The organism is Micromonospora luteifusca (assembly GCF_016907275.1).
GTDB lineage: Bacteria > Actinomycetota > Actinomycetes > Mycobacteriales > Micromonosporaceae > Micromonospora > Micromonospora luteifusca.
The window spans coordinates 4346058-4363408 of sequence record NZ_JAFBBP010000001.1; the positions used below are offsets into that span (position 1 = coordinate 4346058).

16 protein-coding genes and 1 pseudogene are annotated in these 17351 nt (G+C 72.8%); 11 read left to right on the forward strand and 6 right to left on the reverse strand.

The window, feature by feature from the left end:
- Window positions 1–11: 11 nt before the first annotated feature.
- A complete protein-coding gene (locus tag JOD64_RS19830) occupies window positions 12–2690 on the reverse strand; it encodes a LuxR C-terminal-related transcriptional regulator (RefSeq protein WP_204943584.1) in 2679 nt (892 codons plus the stop codon).
- A gap of 195 nt (window positions 2691–2885) precedes the next feature.
- On the opposite strand from JOD64_RS19830, the gene JOD64_RS19835 reads away from it, so the two are divergent.
- The 11 genes and pseudogenes from JOD64_RS19835 (at window position 2886) to rdgB (ending at window position 10288) form a co-directional block, all read left to right on the forward strand.
- Window positions 2886–4445, forward strand: coding sequence for a hypothetical protein (locus JOD64_RS19835; protein ID WP_204943585.1), 1560 nt, complete (start codon window positions 2886–2888; stop codon window positions 4443–4445).
- 148 nt (window positions 4446–4593) lie between these two features.
- Window positions 4594–4884 (forward strand): ATP-dependent Clp protease adapter ClpS, encoded by a 291-nt coding sequence (clpS, locus tag JOD64_RS19840; RefSeq protein WP_110565539.1) that lies wholly within the window; start codon window positions 4594–4596, stop codon window positions 4882–4884.
- On the forward strand, window positions 4881–5381 hold the full coding sequence (locus JOD64_RS19845) for a DUF2017 domain-containing protein (protein WP_204943586.1): 501 nt from the start codon (window positions 4881–4883) through the stop codon (window positions 5379–5381). Before clpS ends, JOD64_RS19845 begins: the two co-directional genes overlap by 4 nt.
- A 52-nt stretch (window positions 5382–5433) precedes the next feature.
- A complete protein-coding gene (locus tag JOD64_RS19850) occupies window positions 5434–5922 on the forward strand; it encodes a M67 family metallopeptidase (protein ID WP_030487200.1) in 489 nt (162 codons plus the stop codon).
- A 66-nt stretch (window positions 5923–5988) separates the two neighbouring features.
- Window positions 5989–6324, forward strand: a complete 336-nt coding sequence (locus JOD64_RS19855; protein WP_204943587.1) for a MoaD/ThiS family protein — start codon at window positions 5989–5991, stop codon at window positions 6322–6324.
- Window positions 6325–6335: 11 nt separating this feature from the next.
- Window positions 6336–7301, forward strand: coding sequence for a PLP-dependent cysteine synthase family protein (locus JOD64_RS19860; protein ID WP_204943588.1), 966 nt, complete (start codon window positions 6336–6338; stop codon window positions 7299–7301).
- A 224-nt stretch (window positions 7302–7525) separates the two neighbouring features.
- Window positions 7526–8269, forward strand: coding sequence for an MBL fold metallo-hydrolase (locus tag JOD64_RS19865; protein ID WP_204943589.1), 744 nt, complete (start codon window positions 7526–7528; stop codon window positions 8267–8269).
- Window positions 8239–8644 (forward strand): annotated as a pseudogene (locus tag JOD64_RS19870) (glycosyltransferase); the annotation flags it as partial. The gene JOD64_RS19865 and the pseudogene JOD64_RS19870, both read left to right, overlap by 31 nt.
- Window positions 8641–8883, forward strand: a complete 243-nt coding sequence (locus JOD64_RS19875; protein WP_275581530.1) for a hypothetical protein — start codon at window positions 8641–8643, stop codon at window positions 8881–8883. The pseudogene JOD64_RS19870 and the gene JOD64_RS19875, both read left to right, overlap by 4 nt.
- A gap of 9 nt (window positions 8884–8892) precedes the next feature.
- Entirely contained in the window at window positions 8893–9618 is a 726-nt protein-coding gene (rph, locus tag JOD64_RS19880; protein WP_204943590.1) for a ribonuclease PH, read from the forward strand.
- 52 nt (window positions 9619–9670) lie between these two features.
- Window positions 9671–10288, forward strand: a complete 618-nt coding sequence (rdgB, locus tag JOD64_RS19885) for an RdgB/HAM1 family non-canonical purine NTP pyrophosphatase (protein ID WP_204943591.1) — start codon at window positions 9671–9673, stop codon at window positions 10286–10288.
- Window positions 10289–10412: 124 nt separating this feature from the next.
- On the opposite strand, the gene hutH is transcribed toward rdgB, so the two are convergent.
- From hutH to hutU, 5 genes are read right to left on the reverse strand one after another with little or no spacing between them, the layout of a single operon-like run.
- Entirely contained in the window at window positions 10413–11951 is a 1539-nt protein-coding gene (gene hutH, locus JOD64_RS19890; RefSeq protein ID WP_204943592.1) for a histidine ammonia-lyase, read from the reverse strand.
- Window positions 11948–13132: an imidazolonepropionase gene (hutI, locus tag JOD64_RS19895; RefSeq protein ID WP_204946156.1), complete on the reverse strand. Its 1185-nt coding sequence runs from the start codon at window positions 13130–13132 to the stop codon at window positions 11948–11950. Before hutI ends, hutH begins: the two co-directional genes overlap by 4 nt.
- 2 nt (window positions 13133–13134) lie before the next feature.
- On the reverse strand, window positions 13135–14502 hold the full coding sequence (locus tag JOD64_RS19900; protein ID WP_204943593.1) for a formimidoylglutamate deiminase: 1368 nt from the start codon (window positions 14500–14502) through the stop codon (window positions 13135–13137).
- Entirely contained in the window at window positions 14493–15695 is a 1203-nt protein-coding gene (locus tag JOD64_RS19905; protein WP_204943594.1) for an allantoate amidohydrolase, read from the reverse strand. The genes JOD64_RS19900 and JOD64_RS19905 overlap by 10 nt, the downstream gene beginning before the upstream one ends.
- Window positions 15692–17347: a urocanate hydratase gene (gene hutU / locus JOD64_RS19910; protein WP_204943595.1), complete on the reverse strand. Its 1656-nt coding sequence runs from the start codon at window positions 17345–17347 to the stop codon at window positions 15692–15694. The genes JOD64_RS19905 and hutU overlap by 4 nt, the downstream gene beginning before the upstream one ends.
- Between the last annotated feature and the right edge of the window lie 4 nt (window positions 17348–17351).

Sequence of the window (17351 nt, forward strand, 5' to 3'; positions counted from 1 at the left end):
CAGCCTAAGGTTCAGTCCGTATCGCCGCCGTCGTGGCCCGGGATCGCCCGCAGTGCGGCCCACAGCTCGGCCCGGCCGGTCACGCCAAGCTTCGCGTAGATCCGCTGGAGGTGGTTTTCCACGGTCCGTGCGGAGAGGTAGAGCCGTTCGGCGATGGCCCGGCTGGGCGCGCCGTGCGCGGCGAGGCGGGCCACCTGCCACTCCCGCTCGGTGAGCACCGGTGCGCCGGCCTGCAGCGCCGGCGTCCGGATCAGGTCACAACGCCCGAGCAACCCGGCCAGGCGTTCCCGGGCATCGTTGGCCGTCGCCGACTGCTGCTGGCGCAACCGTTGCACGGCCTGGGAGGTTGCCTCGGCCGCGTACACGGTCAACTCCAGTGCGGCATAGTCGTCGGCGACCGCGAGCAGATCCGCGGCAGAGTCGGTCACCGCGGCGCGGGCGTGCCGGGCCAGCAGCGGCGGAAGCACCCCGTCGACCCGTTCGGAGAGCTCGGCCAGACGCTGTGCCACGGTGCGCCGGCCACCGTCGGAACAGGTGGGCCCGACCGCCATGCCGGCCTGTTCCAGCCGGACGAGGTCGTGGAGGACGTGCACCTCGTGCCCGGCGAAGCCGTCCGAGCGCAGCCGGTCCACCAGGTCGCTGAGGTGCTTGACCGCGCCCGGCAGGTCACCCGACGTGGCAAGCGTCGCGCCCCGGGCCTGCTCCAGCCATGGGTAGAGCACCGCCATGCCTGGCGCGTGGGTGCGGTCCGCCTCGGCCATCGCCGCGGTGGCCTGCGCGGCGTCGCCGCGCAGCGCCGCCGACTGGGCGCGTTCGGCCTGGGCCAGACCGGCGTAGACCCGGCTGGTGGCCAGCACCGCACAGGCACCCAGCGAGGTACGCATGGCCGCGTCGCTCTGCCCGCGCAGCCGGGCCGCGTACGCCTGGAGGATGGCCAGGTAGCCGGTGCCGAGCCGGAAGTCGCCAGCGCCGGCGAGGTCGGCGAACTCGTCGGCCACGATCGCGTCGATCCCGGCGAGGTCGCCGGTGAGCATGAGCCGGGTGCCCCGGGCGAGCTCCAGGGCCAGCTGCAGGTACGGCATGTCGGTGCGCCAGTTGGCTACGGCGGAGTGCACCTGGGCGATCGCCGTACCGCTGCGGGTCAGCTGGCCCTGTGCGGCCTGGACGTACGCGATGGTGCAGCGGGCCAGCTCGCGGGCGGCGACGCCGGCCGCCGGCCGGTCCAGTACGCGTTGGCTGAGCCGTACCGCGGTGGTCGTGTCCAGTCGGTGCAGGCGCATGATGGCCTCGAAGGCGTGCACCCGGGAGCGGTCGGCGGAGTCGCTGAGTTGTTCGACCTGGCTCGCGATCTCCTCCACCGTGGACTGCCGGCTGAGCCCCCAGTAGCTGACCATCCCGCGCACGGTCAGCCAGCGGCAGAACCGCCGCTCGTCGCCGGGCTCGGGGGTCACCGCGTCGAGGACGTCGATCGCCTCGTCGGGCCGGTCGGCGAACATCAGGATGGTGGCGAGCAGCTCGGCGGCGTCGGAGCCGCCATCGGCGTGCAACGCGGCACGGGCCAGGCGGGTCGCCAGCGGCACGTCATAGCGGGTGAACGCCTGGACGGCGGCGTCCACCAACAACGCCGGGTCCTGTGCGGTGCCCGAGTCGAGTCGCCACACCGCGACCCGCAGCAGGTCGTCGCGGCGGCGCTTGCCGACCTGCTCGAGCAGCTCGGCGAGGTGTGCCTGAAGTCGGCGGGTGCGGCTGACCGGGCAGCGGCGGCGCATCACCTCGCCGTAGAGCGGATGAGCCAGCCGGACGTTGGTCCGTCGGTCGTGCTGGACGACGCTGATCAGGCCGCGTTCCTCGGCGGTCTCCACGTCGGCCGGGTCGGCGGCCTTGTTGAGCAGGTGCAGGCCGAGTGGTTCGCCGAACGCGACCAGCTCGACGACCGCGCGGACGCCGTCGGTGAGTTTCCCGACCCGGGTGTCGATCAGGTCGGTCAGGTTCGGAGCCAGCTCCAGTCGCCCGGTCCACTTCCAGATCCCGTAGGTGCGTTTCAGCTCGGCGCTGCCGTTGGCGGCGTGCACCAGCTCCCGGAGCAGCAGCGGATTTCCCGCCGACAGCCGACCGAGCCGGTCGGCGGAGCCGGCGTCGACCGGGCCGCCCAGGATCGCCGCCAGCAGGCCGGCGGTTTCCGCATGCGGCATCGGGCTCAGCTCGACGTGCTCGACCAGGTCGTCGGTCCAGAGTGCGCGGATCGGCAGCGGGATCTGCTCGCCGTCGCGCAGGGTGCCGACCACTGTGGCGTTCTCGGCGCGGGCGACCAGGTGCACCAGGGCGGCGGAGGGCGGATCGAGCAGGTGGGCATCGTCGATGGCGAGCACGATCCGGCGGCCGGCCGCCTGCTGTTGCAGCACGTTGAGCGCCCAGCGCAGGATCCCGGCGGGGGAGAGGCCCTGGGGCTGCTCGGCGGGGAGGACCTGCACCAGCCCGCCGAACGGCAGCGCGGCGGTGGTGGCGCTGGCGGCGATGGACCAGATCGCGAACCGTTCGGTGGGCAACGCGCTCACGCCTTCGCGCAGCAGCCGACTCTTGCCGATGCCCGCGCTGCCGCTGAAGAAGAGCCCGCGGCCGGCCTCGCCGGTCACCGCCGTCAGCAGGCGGTTGAGCTCGTCGGACCGGCCGACGAACTTCCATCGACTCATCCGCGCAGCATATCGATCGGAATCCGTCCGCGCCCGCACCGTCACGCAACGAAGTTGAGTAGTCGCACAATTACCGGTGAGTATTCCCGGTGTTCCACCTGGTTGCCGGCCCGCCCGTAGTCTTCCGGCATCCGGGTTTGCACCGGAATTCCCACCCGACCGGATGTCCGGTCAACTGCCCTGGGAGGCCACCTGATGAAGCAGGGCCCTCTCCCCTCGGTCGACTCGTCGGACGACATCGTGGGCACAGCCGACCTGCCCAGCGGTGGCCCACTGCCCACCCGGGTCGGCGTGACCGACTCGGCCCCGGAGGAGCCCCTCGGTGTGGTCGCCGTCGGCCCGGGCGGTGCCGAACGACGCGCCGTGCTCGCCCGGCTGCTCGGGCTCGACCCGGTCATGCTCACCGTGCCTGCGGGCAGTTGGCTGGTGGTGCGGAACGCGAAGGCGCCCACCCGGGCGGCGTTCGTGCCCGGTTACCGCCAGCCGCACTCGTACGGCGCGGACCGCAACGCCGCCGGCCCGGCGTTGGCCCGTCCGCCCCGGCGGGTCGAGTTGAGCGTGCCCGAGCCACTGCTGCGGCACTTCGCTCTGATCGACGTTCCGGACACGGCCACGCTCGGTGCGGCCGGCAGGCGGGTGCTGCTCGACGCGGTGGGCCGGGCCGGCGCGCTGCTCTTCGTGATCGCCGCCAACCAGGCGTTCACCGCCGCTGAGCTGAACCTGCTCGCCGAGGTCGCCCCGACCCCGGTGGAGGTTGTCTTCGCGGTGACCCCCGGCGCGGCAGGTTGGGCGCCACTGGTCGACGGTGCGGCGGCGACGGAGGACGCGGGGGCGTCCGTCCCGCCGGTCGGGGGTCCGGCGACGGAGGTGGACGCGGCCGCGGTGACCGTGGCGGCCCACCGGGCCGCGCTGTTGGCCGCGGTGCCGACGCTTGCCGGCGCGCGGTGGTTCCCGATCGACGCCCACGCCGTCGGGGACTGCGCCGCCGACCTGCGCCGGGCGTTGGTGGGCTGGTCGTCGGTGCAGGGGCTGCAGCGGGCCAGTGCCGACCCGCCGGTGCTGCCGGGCCAGCACGGTCGGGTAGCCGTGGCCGCCGATCCGGGAGGCTGGTCCGAGCAACTCGACCGGCAGACCCGCTCGTGTGCTCAGCGGATCCGTCAGCACCTCGCCCTGGAGTTGGCGAACATCCACCTGCGCGCGGTTCAGGAGATCGTGTTCGGGGTCGGCTGCGCCGGCATACCCGACCTACTGGACCGGGAGATGGCCGCGTTGTCGCTGTTGGCCACCGCGCAGTGCGACCATGCGGTGCGCGGCATCGTGGCCGACGCCGCGGCCCGGGTGCTCGGCGCGCCGCCGTCCGAGGGAGTGCGCCGGCGGATCGCCACCGCCGTGCAGTACGGCCTGACCGATCACCGGCCCGGCCATGAGTTGGACAAGGTGCTGCTGGTCACCAGCACGGCTGGGGTGGCCGGGTTGACCGGCGCGGAGGCGATCGACGCCCTCGCCAACTATCCGACGGCGTCCCGCGACGAGGTGCTCCCGCCGGTCGCGGTGGCGCTCTCCGGCGGGTGCTGGCAGCAGTGGCGGATGCCCGGCAACGACGACCACAGCGCGGCGCGGGCCTGGTCCCAACGTGCGGTGCGGGAGGTCGAGCTGGGGTTGTCCCGGGAGATCTCCCGGCGGTTCGAAGTGATCCGGCTCTCGCTGGGCGCGGTGCTCTCCGATGCAGTCGATCACGGCATCCTGCTCGCCTGACGGCGTGGCCGCCCCCCGGTCCGGGTCTGCTCCGCACCGCGCCTCCGATGGCGTCCGGGGCGGGTCAGAGGTGTCCGGCGTGGGCGATCCGCGCCGGGCCGGCGTTCCGGTTCCTCGGTTCCGGGAAACCGGTGGCACGATGGGGGGCATGGCGGCTCCGCAGGTTGCACCGGTCGAGACGCCGGACACTGACGAGGTGCCGGCGGCTGACCGGCAATGGGTGACGATCGTGTGGGACGACCCGGTCAATCTGATGACGTACGTGACCTGGGTCTTCCAGAAGCTTTTCGGCTACAGCCGGGAGAGGGCCGAGCAGTTGATGCTGGACGTGCACCACAAGGGCCGTGCCGTGGTCTCCACCGGTGCCCGGGAGCGGATGGAGCACGACGCGTCGCAGCTGCACGCGTACGGGCTGTGGGCGACGGTGGACCGGTCATGAGCATGTTCCGCCGCCAGGCCGGCCGTTATGTCGCCATCTTCGCCGTCGACGAGGTGCGGGTGTTGCGCAAGGTCGCCTCCGAGGTGGTCGGCCTGCTCACCGACGGTTTCGACCACACCGACCCGGTCGTCGGTCGGCTCTTCCCGGCGGTCTACCCGAAGGACGCGCCCGGCACCGCCGAGTTCCGCCGCTACACCGAGGGCGACCTGAAGACCGCGAAGATCGATCAGGCGGGGGCGATCCTGGCCGCGCTGCCCGACGACGCCGGCGGTGAGGTGCGACTGGACGCCGAGGCGGCCGAGGCATGGTTGCGGGCGCTGAACGACGCCCGACTCGCGATGGGCGTCCGACTGGAGATCAAGGACGGCACGGATCTGGGCGAGGAGTTGGACGACGCGGTCGCCGAGGACCCCGCCTCCAGCCGGGTGTTCCAGCTTTCGGTCTACGCGTACCTCGGGTATCTGCAGGAGTCGCTGCTCAACGCCTTGATCGACTAGTCGTGACCGGCACCACTTCGGCCCGTGCTCGGCAGGCGTTAGGCTGGTGCACGTGCTGAGCATCGACCGGTCGATCATCGACGCGATCGTCGCCCACGCGCGCCGGGATCACCCCGACGAGGCGTGCGGCGTGGTCGCCGGTCCCGTCGGCAGCGACACCCCGACCCGGCACATCCCGATGGACAACGCCGCGCGGTCGATGACCTTCTACGAGTTCGACTCGATGGAGCACCTGCGGGTGTGGCGGGAGATGGACGACCGGGACGAGGAGCCCGTGGTCATCTACCACTCGCACACCGCCACCGAGGCGTACCCGTCACGGACGGATGTCTCCTTCGCCGGCGAGCCGGGCGCGCATTACCTGCTCGTCTCGACGCGTGAGCCCGACTCGGAGGAGATCCGGTCGTTCCGGATCGTCGACGGCGTGGTCACCGAGGAGCCGGTTCGGGTCGTGGAGGCCGGCGTCGACCCACATGCCGTCCAGTCCTACATGTTCGGGCAGAGCCCGGCGACGGTCGACTACGAGTGTTCCGGCCGCTGATCCGTCAGCGTCCGCACCCGTCTCGTCCCGTCACCGTAGGCACACCCGATCGAGGAGTTCGACATCATGGCCATTGAGGTTCGCATCCCCACCATCCTGCGCAGCTACACCGGCGGCGCCAAGGTCGTCGACGGCACCGGCGACACCCTCGCCGATCTGCTCACCGACCTGGATTCCCGGCACGGCGGCCTGCGTGGCCGGCTGATCACCGAGGCTGGCACGCTGCACCGCTTCGTCAACGTCTACGTGAACGACGAGGACGTCCGTTTCCTCGGCGCGTTGGACGCCAAGCTCACTGACGGTGACAGCGTTACCATCCTGCCGGCCGTGGCCGGCGGCGCGTTCGGCTTCGCTGCGGCAGCGGCGATCAGTTCGCACGGCGCCGCCGTCGCGGCTCGCTGAGGTCGGCCGCCATGGCGCGGTACGACAGCCTGCTCGACGCGTGCGGGGGTACGCCGCTGGTCGGCCTGCCCCGGCTCTCTCCGACGGTGCCCGACGGGGCCCCGCCGGTGCGGCTCTGGGCCAAACTGGAGGACCGGAACCCGACCGGCAGCATCAAGGACCGCGCGGCGCTCTTCATGGTGCGGGCGGCGGAGGAGGCCGGCCGGCTTCGCGCGGGTGACACCATCCTCGAGCCGACCAGTGGCAACACCGGCATCTCGTTGGCGATGGTGGCCAAGTTGCGCGGCTACCGGCTGGTCTGTGTGATGCCCGAGAACGTCTCCACCGAGCGGGTCCAGTTGCTCCGGATGTACGGGGCCGAGATCATCTTCTCGCCGGCGGCGGGTGGTTCCAACCAGGCGGTTGCCACCGCCAAGCAGATCTCCGTGGAGCACCCGGACTGGGTGATGCTCTACCAGTACGGCAACGAGGCCAACGCGCGGGCGCACTACGAGACGACCGGGCCGGAGCTGCTGCACGACCTGCCCACCATCACGCACTTCGTGGCGGGGCTCGGCACCACCGGCACCCTGATGGGTGCCGGGCGCTACCTGCGGGAAAAGGTCGAGGGCGTTCAGGTCGTGGCCGCCGAGCCGCGTTACGGCGAGGTGGTCTACGGCCTGCGCAACATCGACGAGGGGTACGTGCCGGAGTTGTACGACGCCTCGGTGCTCTCCCGACGCTTCTCGGTCGGCACCCGGGACGCGGTGCTGCGCACCCGGCAACTGGTGGAGGTGGAGGGCATCTTCGCCGGCTTCTCCACAGGTGCCATCCTGCATGCCGCGCTCGCGGTCGCGCACGAGGCGGTCCGCGACGGCCGGCGGGCCGACGTGGCCTTCGTGGTCTGCGACGGCGGGTGGAAGTACCTGTCGACCGGCGCGTACGGCGGCACGCTCGCCGATGCCGAGGACGCCCTGGAGGGGCAGCTCTGGGCCTGAACGGACTGGTCTTCCCGGGTACGGGCCGTCGATGTGCGTCGACGGCCCGTACTCTGCCCGGCGGGCTGTGAGCACGTGTCACGTTCGTGACAACTTCCGTTGGATGATTCTTGCTGCCGGGCACCCCAGCGTAGGCTGCGCAGCGTGACGTACGCGTCGGTAGAGATCATGGCTGGGGCGACGGCCGCCACGAATGCTACTGACAGTGACAGCGAGACAACTCGATGCGACTGACCGTCCTTGGAAGCGCTGGGAGTTTCCCCGGCCCCGAGTCGCCCTGCTCGGCCTACCTCGTCGAGGCTGACGGTTTTCGCCTCCTGGTCGACTTCGGTTCGGGCTCGCTGTCCAGCCTTCAGCGGTACGCCGGGTTGCATGCCCCGGACGCGATCCTGCTGACCCACCTGCACTGTGATCACATGTTCGACGCTGTTCTCTATGTGGTGGTGCGCCGGTGGGCCCCGGACGGCCCCTACCCGGCGCTGCCGGTGTACGCGCCCGCTGGCGCGCCGGACCGGCTCAGCGCCGCGTACGGCGAGGACGGTTCGGTGGAGGACGTGTACCAGTTCTATGCGCTCCAGCCGGGCACCTTCCCGATCGGCCCGTTCACCGTCACCGTCGACCGGGTCAACCATCCCGTCGAGACGTACGGCGTGCGGTTGGAGCACGACGGCCGTTCGCTGTGTTACTCGTCGGACACCGCGCCCTGCGAGGCGTTGCTGCGGCTGGCGCAGAACGCCGACGTGTTCCTCTGCGAGGCCAGTTACCTTGACGGCGTGGACAATCCGCCGGATCTGCACCTGACCGGTCGGGAGGCCGGTGAGGCGGCGACCAAGGCCGCGGTGGGCCGGCTGTTGCTCACCCACCTGGTGCCCGCCTGGGGCAGTGAGGCGCACACGCTGGAGTCGGCCGCCTCCGCGTACGCGGGGCCGCTCGAGGTGGTCCGGCCCGGCGCCAGCTACGACGTCTGACGCACCGGGTCGACCTGGCCCGGCTCTACGCCAGCCTGGACCTGTTCGTGCACACCGGACCGCACGAGACCTTCGGCCAAACCCTTCAGGAGGCGCTGGCCTCCGGGGTGCCGGTCGTGGCGCGAACAGCGGTGGTCCGGCCGATCTGGTCGACCAGGGTGTGACCGGGCTGCTGGTGCCACCGGCGACGGCGACGCGCTGGCCACCGCGGCCGTCGACCTGGCGGGCGACGCCGAACGGCGGCGGGCCTACGGGCTGGCCGCCCGGGTCGCCGTCAGCCGGCGTAGCTGGGCGGCCGTCGGCGACGAGCTGATCGGGCACTACCACGCGGTACGGGCAGTGGCCGCCACCGTCGGCCTGCCGGCCGCGTCGTGACCGGGGCTGCGGGCGGGCTGCGGATCGTGCGGCTCGCCAACTTCGTGACGGCACGCTCCGGTGGGCTGCGTACCGCGGTGACCCGCCTGGCGGCCCGGCCGGAGGCGGATCGGCGGAGGGTCGCCCGGGCCAGAGCCGAGGAGTTCGGGTGGTCGGCGGCGGTCACCGGGTTCCTCCGGGTGCACGACGCGAACACACCTCGGGGCACCCCGAGCGAGGTGGGCTACCGGACCGCATAGGGTGCAGGGATGGCGCGACCTGACGGGCGAGGGCCCTCTCAACTTCGACCGGTGACCCTGACCCGAGGCTGGAGCACCCATCCGGAGGGCTCGGTGCTCGTCGAGTTCGGCGGCACCCGGGTGCTCTGCACGGCGAGCGTCACCGAGGGGGTGCCCCGCTGGCGCAAGGGCTCCGGGCTCGGCTGGGTGACCGCCGAGTACGCGATGCTGCCCCGGGCCACCAACACCCGCTCCGACCGGGAGAGCGTCAAGGGTCGGGTCGGTGGCCGCACCCACGAGATCTCTCGGCTGATCGGCCGTAGCCTGCGGGCCAGCATCGACCTCAAGGCGCTCGGCGAGAACTCGATCGTGCTCGACTGCGACGTGCTCCAGGCCGACGGCGGCACCCGGACGGCCGCGATCACCGGCGCGTACGTCGCGTTGCACGACGCGGTGGGGTGGCTCGCCGCCCGCAAGGCGTTGGCCGGGAAGCCGGACAAGGTGATGCACCGGTCGGTGGCCGCGGTCAGCGTGGGGATCATCGCCGGTGAGGCGCGACTGGACCTCTGCTACGAGGAGGACGTCGCCGCCGAGGTGGACATGAACGTGGTCTGCACCGGTGCGGGTGACTTCGTGGAGGTGCAGGGCACCGGCGAGGCGGGCGTGTTCGCCCGGGACCAGCTCGACAGCCTGCTGGACCTGGCCGTGGCCGGATGCGCCGAGTTGGCCGAAGCCCAGCGGAAGGCTCTCGCGTGAGCGCGAGGAGTGAGCTTGCGAGCCCCGCAGTCGCGAACAAAGGTGATTCAGCATGAACAAGGTCCTGCTCGCCACCCGTAACCGTAAGAAGCTGGTGGAACTTCAGCGGATCCTGGACGGCGCGCTCGGTGCGCACCGGATCGCCCTGATCGGGCTGGACGACATCGAGCAGTACGCGGAGCTGCCGGAGACCGGCCTGACCTTCGGCGAGAACGCACTCATCAAGGCGCGGGAGGGCTGCCGCCAGAGCGGCCTGCCAACCATCGCCGACGACTCGGGGATCGCGGTGGACGCGCTCAACGGGATGCCGGGGGTGTTCAGCGCCCGCTGGTCCGGCCGGCACGGCGACGATAAGGCCAACCTTCAGCTGGTGCTGGATCAGATCGCCGACGTGCCCGACGAGCAGCGGGCCGCCTCGTTCGTCTGCACTGTGGCGTTGGTGCTGCCCGGCGGCAAGGAGCACCTGGTCGATGGCCGGCAGTCCGGTCGGGTGCTGCGCGCTCCGCGCGGCGATGGTGGGTTCGGCTACGACCCGATCTTCCTCGGCGACGGGCAGGACCGGACCAACGCCGAGTTGACCCCGGCCGAGAAGGACGCCATCAGCCACCGCGGCAAGGCGCTGCGGGAGCTGGCGAAGCTGGTCGCCAAGGTCCTGCCGCCCGCCGCCTGACGGGCGCGAGGTCCTGCCGCCCGCCGCCTGACGGGCGCGAGGTCCTGCCGCCCGCCGCCTGACGGGCGCGAGGTGCTGCCGCCCGCCGCCTGACCCGCGGCGGACGACAGCGACCCGGGGGAGGTCAGCCGAGCGGGCCGACCTCCCGTTCGATGGCGGCGCGCAGCTCCGGCCCGGCGACGACGGCACGGGCTGCCTCCATCACCGGGGCGAGGAACACGTCCGGCCCGGGTTCGCCGGCCGCCCCGCCCAGCGCGGCGACGGCGGCCCGACCGGCCGGTGACGGCTCCAGCGGTGCGCGCAGTTGCAGGCCGCGTACGCCGGCCAGCAACTCGACCGCGAGCAGGCTGGTGAGGTTGTCCAGCACCGTGCGTAGCTTCTTGGCCGCGGCCCAGCCCATCGAGACGTGGTCCTCCTGCATGCCACTGGTGGGCAGCGAGTCCACCGAGGCCGGGGCGGCCAGCCGACGGTTCTCGGCGACGATCCCGGCCGCCGTGTACTGGGCGATCATCAGCCCGGAGTTGACCCCGGCGTCGGGGGACAGGAACGCCGGCAGCTCGCGGGATCGGGTGACGTCGAGCAGCCGGTCCACCCGCCGCTCGGCGATCGCGCCCACCTCGGCGGCGGCGATGGCGAGGAAGTCCGCGGCGAAGCCGAGCGGTGCGCCGTGGAAGTTGCCCGTCGATTCGACCCGGCCGTCCGGCAGCACCACCGGGTTGTCCACCACGGACACCAGCTCCCGGCCGGCGACCGTGCGGACGAAGTCCAGGGTGTCGCGGGCCGCACCGGCCACCTGCGGGGCACACCGCATCGAGTACGCGTCCTGCACGGCGTGCGCCAGGTCGTCGCGGTGCGAGTCCATCACACGGGAGTCCTGGAGCAGCCGGTGGATGTTCGCCGCCGACGCCGCCTGACCGGGGTGCGGCCGGATCGCGTGCAGCTCGGGCAGGAAGGGCCGTTCCGAGCCGAGCATCGCCTCGATGGCCAACGCGGCCGTCACGTCGGCCATGGCGAACAGGTGCGCCGAGTCGTGGATGGCCAGGAGCAGCATGCCGAGCATGCCGTCCGTGCCGTTGATCAGCGCCAGCCCCTCCTTGGCGGCCAGCTCGATCGGCTTGAGCCCGGCGGCGGTCAGCGCGTCGGCCGCGTCCTGCCGCTCACCGGCCGGGCCGAGGACCCAGCCCTCGCCGAGCAGCACCAGCGCGCAGTGCGCCAGGGGCGCCAGGTCACCGGACGCGCCCAGCGAGCCGTGCTCCGGCACCCAGGGGGTGATGTCGTGGTTGAGCAGGTCGACCAGGGCCTCGGCGACCAGCGGGCGGACCCCGGAGCGGCCCAGCGCCAGCGACCGGACCCGCAGCAGCATCATGGCCCGGACCACCTCGCGGGGCATCGGGGCGCCCACCCCGGCCGCGTGTGAGCGGATCAGCGCGTGTTGCAGCTCGGCCCGCCGTTCCGGGGCGATGAACGTGTTGGCCAGCGCCCCGAACCCCGTGGAGACCCCGTAGACGGGACGGCCGGACGACTCGATGCCGTCCACGATGGCCCGGCTGGTCGCCATCGCCTCGATGGTGGCCGGGTCGAGGACGACGGTGGCGGTGGCGCGGGCCACCGCGAGCACGTCGTCGGCGGAAATTCCGGTGGGCTGGATGGTCACGGTCGTCATTGGGGCACTCCGTTGCGCATTACCTGGCGGATCAAGGGGACACCGGGCCGGTAGGCCAGGTGCAGGTACGACGGCGCGTCCAGGACGACGAGGTCGGCCCGGGCGCCGGGGGTGAGGACGCCGATGTCGTCGCGGCGCAGCGCCCGCGCGCCACCGGCGGTCGCGGCCCAGACCGCCTCCGCCGGGGTCATCCGCATCTCACGGACCGCGAGGGCCACACAGAACGGCATCGACGAGGTGTACGACGAGCCGGGGTTGCAGTCGGTGGCCAACGCCACGGTGACACCGGCGTCGAGCAGCCGGCGGGCATCCGGGTACGGCGACCGGGTGGAGAACTCGGCACCGGGCAGCAGAGTCGCCACTGTGCGGGTCCCCGACCCGTCGCTGTGCGCGGTGCCGGCCAGCGCGGCCACGTCGGCGTCACTGAGGTGGGTGCAGTGGTCGACGCTGGCCGCGCCCAGCTCCACCCCGAGCTGAACGCCCGGGCCGGGACCGAGCTGGTTGGCGTGGATCCGCACGCCCAGCCCCGCGGCCCGACCGCAGGCCAGGATGGCCCGGGCCTGGTCGACGTCGAAGGCACCCCGCTCGCAGAACACGTCGACCCACTTCGCGTACGGCGCGGCGGCGGCCAGCATCGGCCCACAGACCAGTCCGACGTAGTCGTCGGGGCGGTCGGCGTACTCGGCGGGCACCACGTGCGCCCCGAGGAAGGTGGTCTCTCCGCTCGCCTCGGCGGCGATCCGCAGCGAGCGGGCCTCGTCGGCGACGGTCAGCCCGTACCCACTCTTGATCTCGATGGTCGTGGTGCCCTGGCGCAGCGCCTCCCCGGTCAGCCGGCGCACGGTGGCCCGCAGCTCGTCGTCGGTGGCGGCCCGGGTCGCGCCGACCGTGGTCCGGATGCCGCCGCCGGTGTAGGGCTCACCGGCCATCCGGGCGCCGAACTCGGCGGCCCGGTCCCCGGCGAAGACCAGGTGGGCATGGCTGTCCACGAAGCCGGGCAGCACGGCTGCTCCACCGGCGTCGACTCGCCGGTCGGCGGCCGGCGCGTGCGCGGACGGCCCGACCCAGGCCACCCGGCCCTCCTCGATGAGCACGGCGGCGTCGCGGCGGATGCCCAGCGGGCCCTCGCCGGCGCCGTTGGTGACCAGCTCCCCGATGTTGTCGACCAGCACGCTGCTCATGCTCACGCGGGAGTCACCGCCTCGATGGCCGCCGACAACTCGGCCGGCACGTCCACGCTCAGGTGCCGGCCCTCGGCCACCACCACCCGGCCATCCACCACGACCTGCTGGACATCGGCCGTGGAGGCCGCGAAGAACACGCCCACCGGCGGCACGCCGGCGAGGCGGGCGCTGTCCAGCCGTACCGTCACCAGGTCGGCGCGTGCGCCGACGGCGATCCTCCCGGCGTCGGCCCAGCCCAGCGCGGCGTGCCCGGCGGCGCTGGCCGCCGTCAGCAGATCGACCGGCGCGAAGTGGCCACGGCGGCGGGTACGCAGTCGCTCGTCCAACTCCACCGCCCGGGCCTCCTCGAACAGGTCGATCACGGCGTGGCTGTCGCTGCCCAGGCTCAACCGGATCCCCATGTCGGCCATTCGGCGGGCCGGGCCGATCCCGTCGGCGAGGTCCCGCTCGGTGGTCGGGCAGAGGCAGACCCCGGTCCGGCTGTCCGCGAGCAGTGTCAGGTCGCCGCTGGTCGGGTGGGTGGCGTGCACGGCGGTGGTGTCCGGCCCGAGCACGCCGTGCTCGGCGAGCAGTGCGGTGGGCGTACGCCCGTGCACGGCCCGGCACTCGTCGTTCTCCGCGGGCTGCTCGGAGAGGTGCACGTGCAGTGGCGCCTGCCGCTCCCGTGCCCAGTCCGCGACCGTGCGGAGCTGGTCGGCCGGGACCGCCCGCACCGAGTGCACGGCCGCGCCGACCCGGGCGTGCGAGTCCGTCGGCTGGAACGCGGTCGCCCGCTCGGCCCAGCGGGCCGCGTCGCCGTCGCCGAAGCGGCGCTGCGGCCCGGCGAGAGCCTGACCATCCACCGTGGCGGTCAGGTAGCAGGTGTCCAGCAGGGTGAGCCGGATACCGGCGTGCGCGGCAGCCTCAACCAGCGCCGCGCCCATCGCGTTCGGGTCGGCGTAGGCGCCGCCGTCCGGCCGGTGGTGCAGGTAGTGGAACTCGCCCACGCAGGTGATCCCGGCGAGCGCCATCTCGGCGTAGACCGCCCGGGCCAGGGCGAGGTAGGTGTCCGGGTCCAGCCGGTCAGCGACGGCGTACATCTGGTCCCGCCAGGTCCAGAAATCGCCCCGACCACCGTGGGTACGCCCGCGCAGCGCCCGGTGGAAGGCGTGCGAGTGCACGTTGGACAGCCCGGGCAGGGTGAGGCCGGGCAACCGGGTGGCGTCCCGCAGCACCTCGATCCCCGCCGAGGGGCCGCCGGTCCCGAGCAGCGGCGTGAGCGCCGCGATCCGGCCGTCCTCGACCTCGATCAGCACGTCGGGAGTGGGTTCGGCGTGCTCGGGCAGCCAGGCGTACTCGGCGAGCCAACGGGTCGGTGTCACCGGCATGTCAGCTCCTCGAGGACCCGGGCCAGCGCCCGCACGCCGGCGGCGCAGTCGTCGTCGGTGGCCGCCTCGGCGGGAGAGTGCGACACCCCGGTCGGGTTGCGCACGAACAGCATCGCGGTGGGCAGGTGCGCGGCGAGCACCCCGGCGTCGTGCCCCGCACCGGTCGGCAGCACCGGCGCGTCCAGCAGCGTGGCCAGCCGTTCGGCCAGCCCGCCGTCGAAGGCGACAAGCGGCGTCGCCGACTCCTCGGTGACCGTCACCACCGTACCGTCGCGCCGGGCCCGCTCGGCGGCCTTGCCCCAGACCGCGTCGACCAGACCGGTCAGCGTCTGCGGGTCGGCCGCCCGGGCGTCCAGCCAGCCGGTCACCTTCGACGGGATCGCGTTGGTGGCGTTCGGTTCGACGGCGACCCGGCCCACCGTGGCGTGCGCGCCACGCAGCCGGGCCTCCTTGTTGGCCGCCAGCACCGTGAACGCGTACGTGAGCATCGGGTCGCGCCGGTCGGCCATCCGGGTCGTACCCGCGTGGTTGCCCTCGCCGACGACGTCGAAGCGCCACCGGCCGTGCGGCCAGATCGCGCTGGCCACCGCGACCGGCGCGTCGGTGTCGACGAGCGCGCGGCCCTGCTCGACGTGCAACTCCACGAAGGCGCCGATCCGGCCCAGCAGCTCCGGTCGGGCACCCGCCGGCCGGTCGCCGAGCGCTTCGGCGAAGCTCACCCCGGCCGCGTCGCGAAGGCCGGCCGCGCGATCCGGCGGCAGAGCGCCGGTGAGCAGCCGCGACCCCAGACACGGTACGCCGAAACGCGCACCCTCCTCCTCGACGAACGCGGCCAGCACCAGCGGCCGGGTCGGAGTGACACCAGCGGCGCGCAACTCGTCCACGGCGAGGAACGCGCTGACGATGCCGAGCGGCCCGTCGTACGCCCCGCCGTGCGGCACCGAGTCGAAGTGGCTGCCGGTGAGCACCGCGTCGGAGGCCTCCGGGTCACCCCAGTGGGCGAACAGGTTGCCGTTGCCGTCCTCGGTCACCGGCAGGCCCCGGCGTTCGGCCTGCGCTCGGAACCAGGCCCGCAGCTCGATGTCCGGCTCGGTCAACGCGTACCGCAGGTAGCCGCCGCTGACGGCGTCCCGCCCGACCGGCGCGATCTCGTCCCACAGCGCCCGGAACCGGGCAGAAAGGTCGTCGCTCATGCGGTGCCCTCGGTCATGGGGGTACGGACTCCGGTGCGCTCGGCGACGTCGCGGGCGATGTCGTAGCCGGCGTCGACGTGCCGGATCACGCCCATCGCCGGGTCGTTGGTGAGCACCCGCTCGATCTTCTGCCCGGCGAGGGCGGTGCCGTCGGCCACGCAGACCTGCCCGGCGTGGATCGACCGGCCGATGCCCACCCCGCCACCGTGGTGGATGGACACCCAGGAGGCGCCGCTGGCCGTGTTGACCAGGGCATTGAGCAGCGGCCAGTCGGCGATCGCGTCGGAGCCGTCGGCCATCGCCTCGGTCTCCCGGTACGGGCTGGCCACACTGCCAGCATCGAGGTGGTCCCGACCGATGACGACCGGGGCGGAGAGTTCGCCGGAGGCGACCATGTCGTTGAAGCGGACGCCCGCCCGGTCCCGTTCGCCGTACCCGAGCCAGCAGATCCGGGCCGGCAGGCCCTGGAAGGCGACCCGTTCGCCGGCCAGCCGGATCCAGCGGGCCAGCGGCTCGTTCTCCGGGAACAGCTCCAGGATGGCCCGGTCGGTGGCCGCGATGTCGGCGGGGTCGCCGGAGAGCGCCGCCCACCGGAACGGGCCCTTGCCCTCGGAGAACAACGGCCGGATGTACGCGGGCACGAAGCCCGGAAAGTCGAAGGCGCGCTGGTAGCCGGCGAGCTGTGCCTCGCCGCGGATCGAGTTGCCGTAGTCGAACACCTCGGCGCCGGCGTCGAGGAAACCGACCATCGCGGCCACGTGCCGAGCCATCGACGACCGGGCCCGGTCGGTGAACTCGGCCGGCTTCGCCGCCGCGTACTCCCGGGCGTCGGCCAACTCCACACCCACCGGCAGGTACGACAGCGGGTCGTGGGCGCTGGTCTGGTCGGTCACGATGTCGATCTCCACGCCCTGCACCAGGAGTTCGGGGAAGACCACCGCCGCGTTGCCGACCACGCCGACGGAGAGCGCGCGCCGGTCCCGCTTCGCGGCGAGCACCCGTTGCACCGCGTCGTCCAGCGAGTCGGCGACCTCGTCCAGGTAGCGGTCGTGCACCCGACGGTCGAGCCGGGTGCGGTCAACGTCGACGATCAGGCAGACGCCACCGTTCATGGTGACCGCGAGCGGCTGCGCCCCGCCCATCCCACCGCAGCCCGCGGTCAGCGTCAGCGTGCCCGCGAGGTCGCCGCCGAACCTCTTGGCGGCCACCGCCGCGAACGTCTCGTAGGTGCCCTGGAGGATGCCCTGGGTGCCGATGTAGATCCACGAACCGGCGGTCATCTGCCCGTACATGGTCAGCCCGAGCTGTTCGAGGCGGCGAAACTCCGGCCAGGTCGCCCAGTCGCCGACCAGGTTCGAGTTGGCCAGCAGCACCCGGGGCGCCCACTCGTGGGTGCGGAGCACGCCGACCGGACGGCCGGACTGCACCAGCATCGTCTCGTCCTCGCGCAGATCGGTCAGGGTGCGGACCAACGCGTGGTACGACGGCCAGTCCCGGGCCGCCTTGCCGGTGCCGCCGTAGACGACCAGGTCGTCGGGGCGTTCGGCCACCTCGGGGTCGAGGTTGTTCATCAACATCCGCAGGGCGGCCTCCTGCTGCCACCCACGGGCGGTGAGCTTGCTGCCCCGTGCGGCACGGACTGGCTGGGTCATCTCG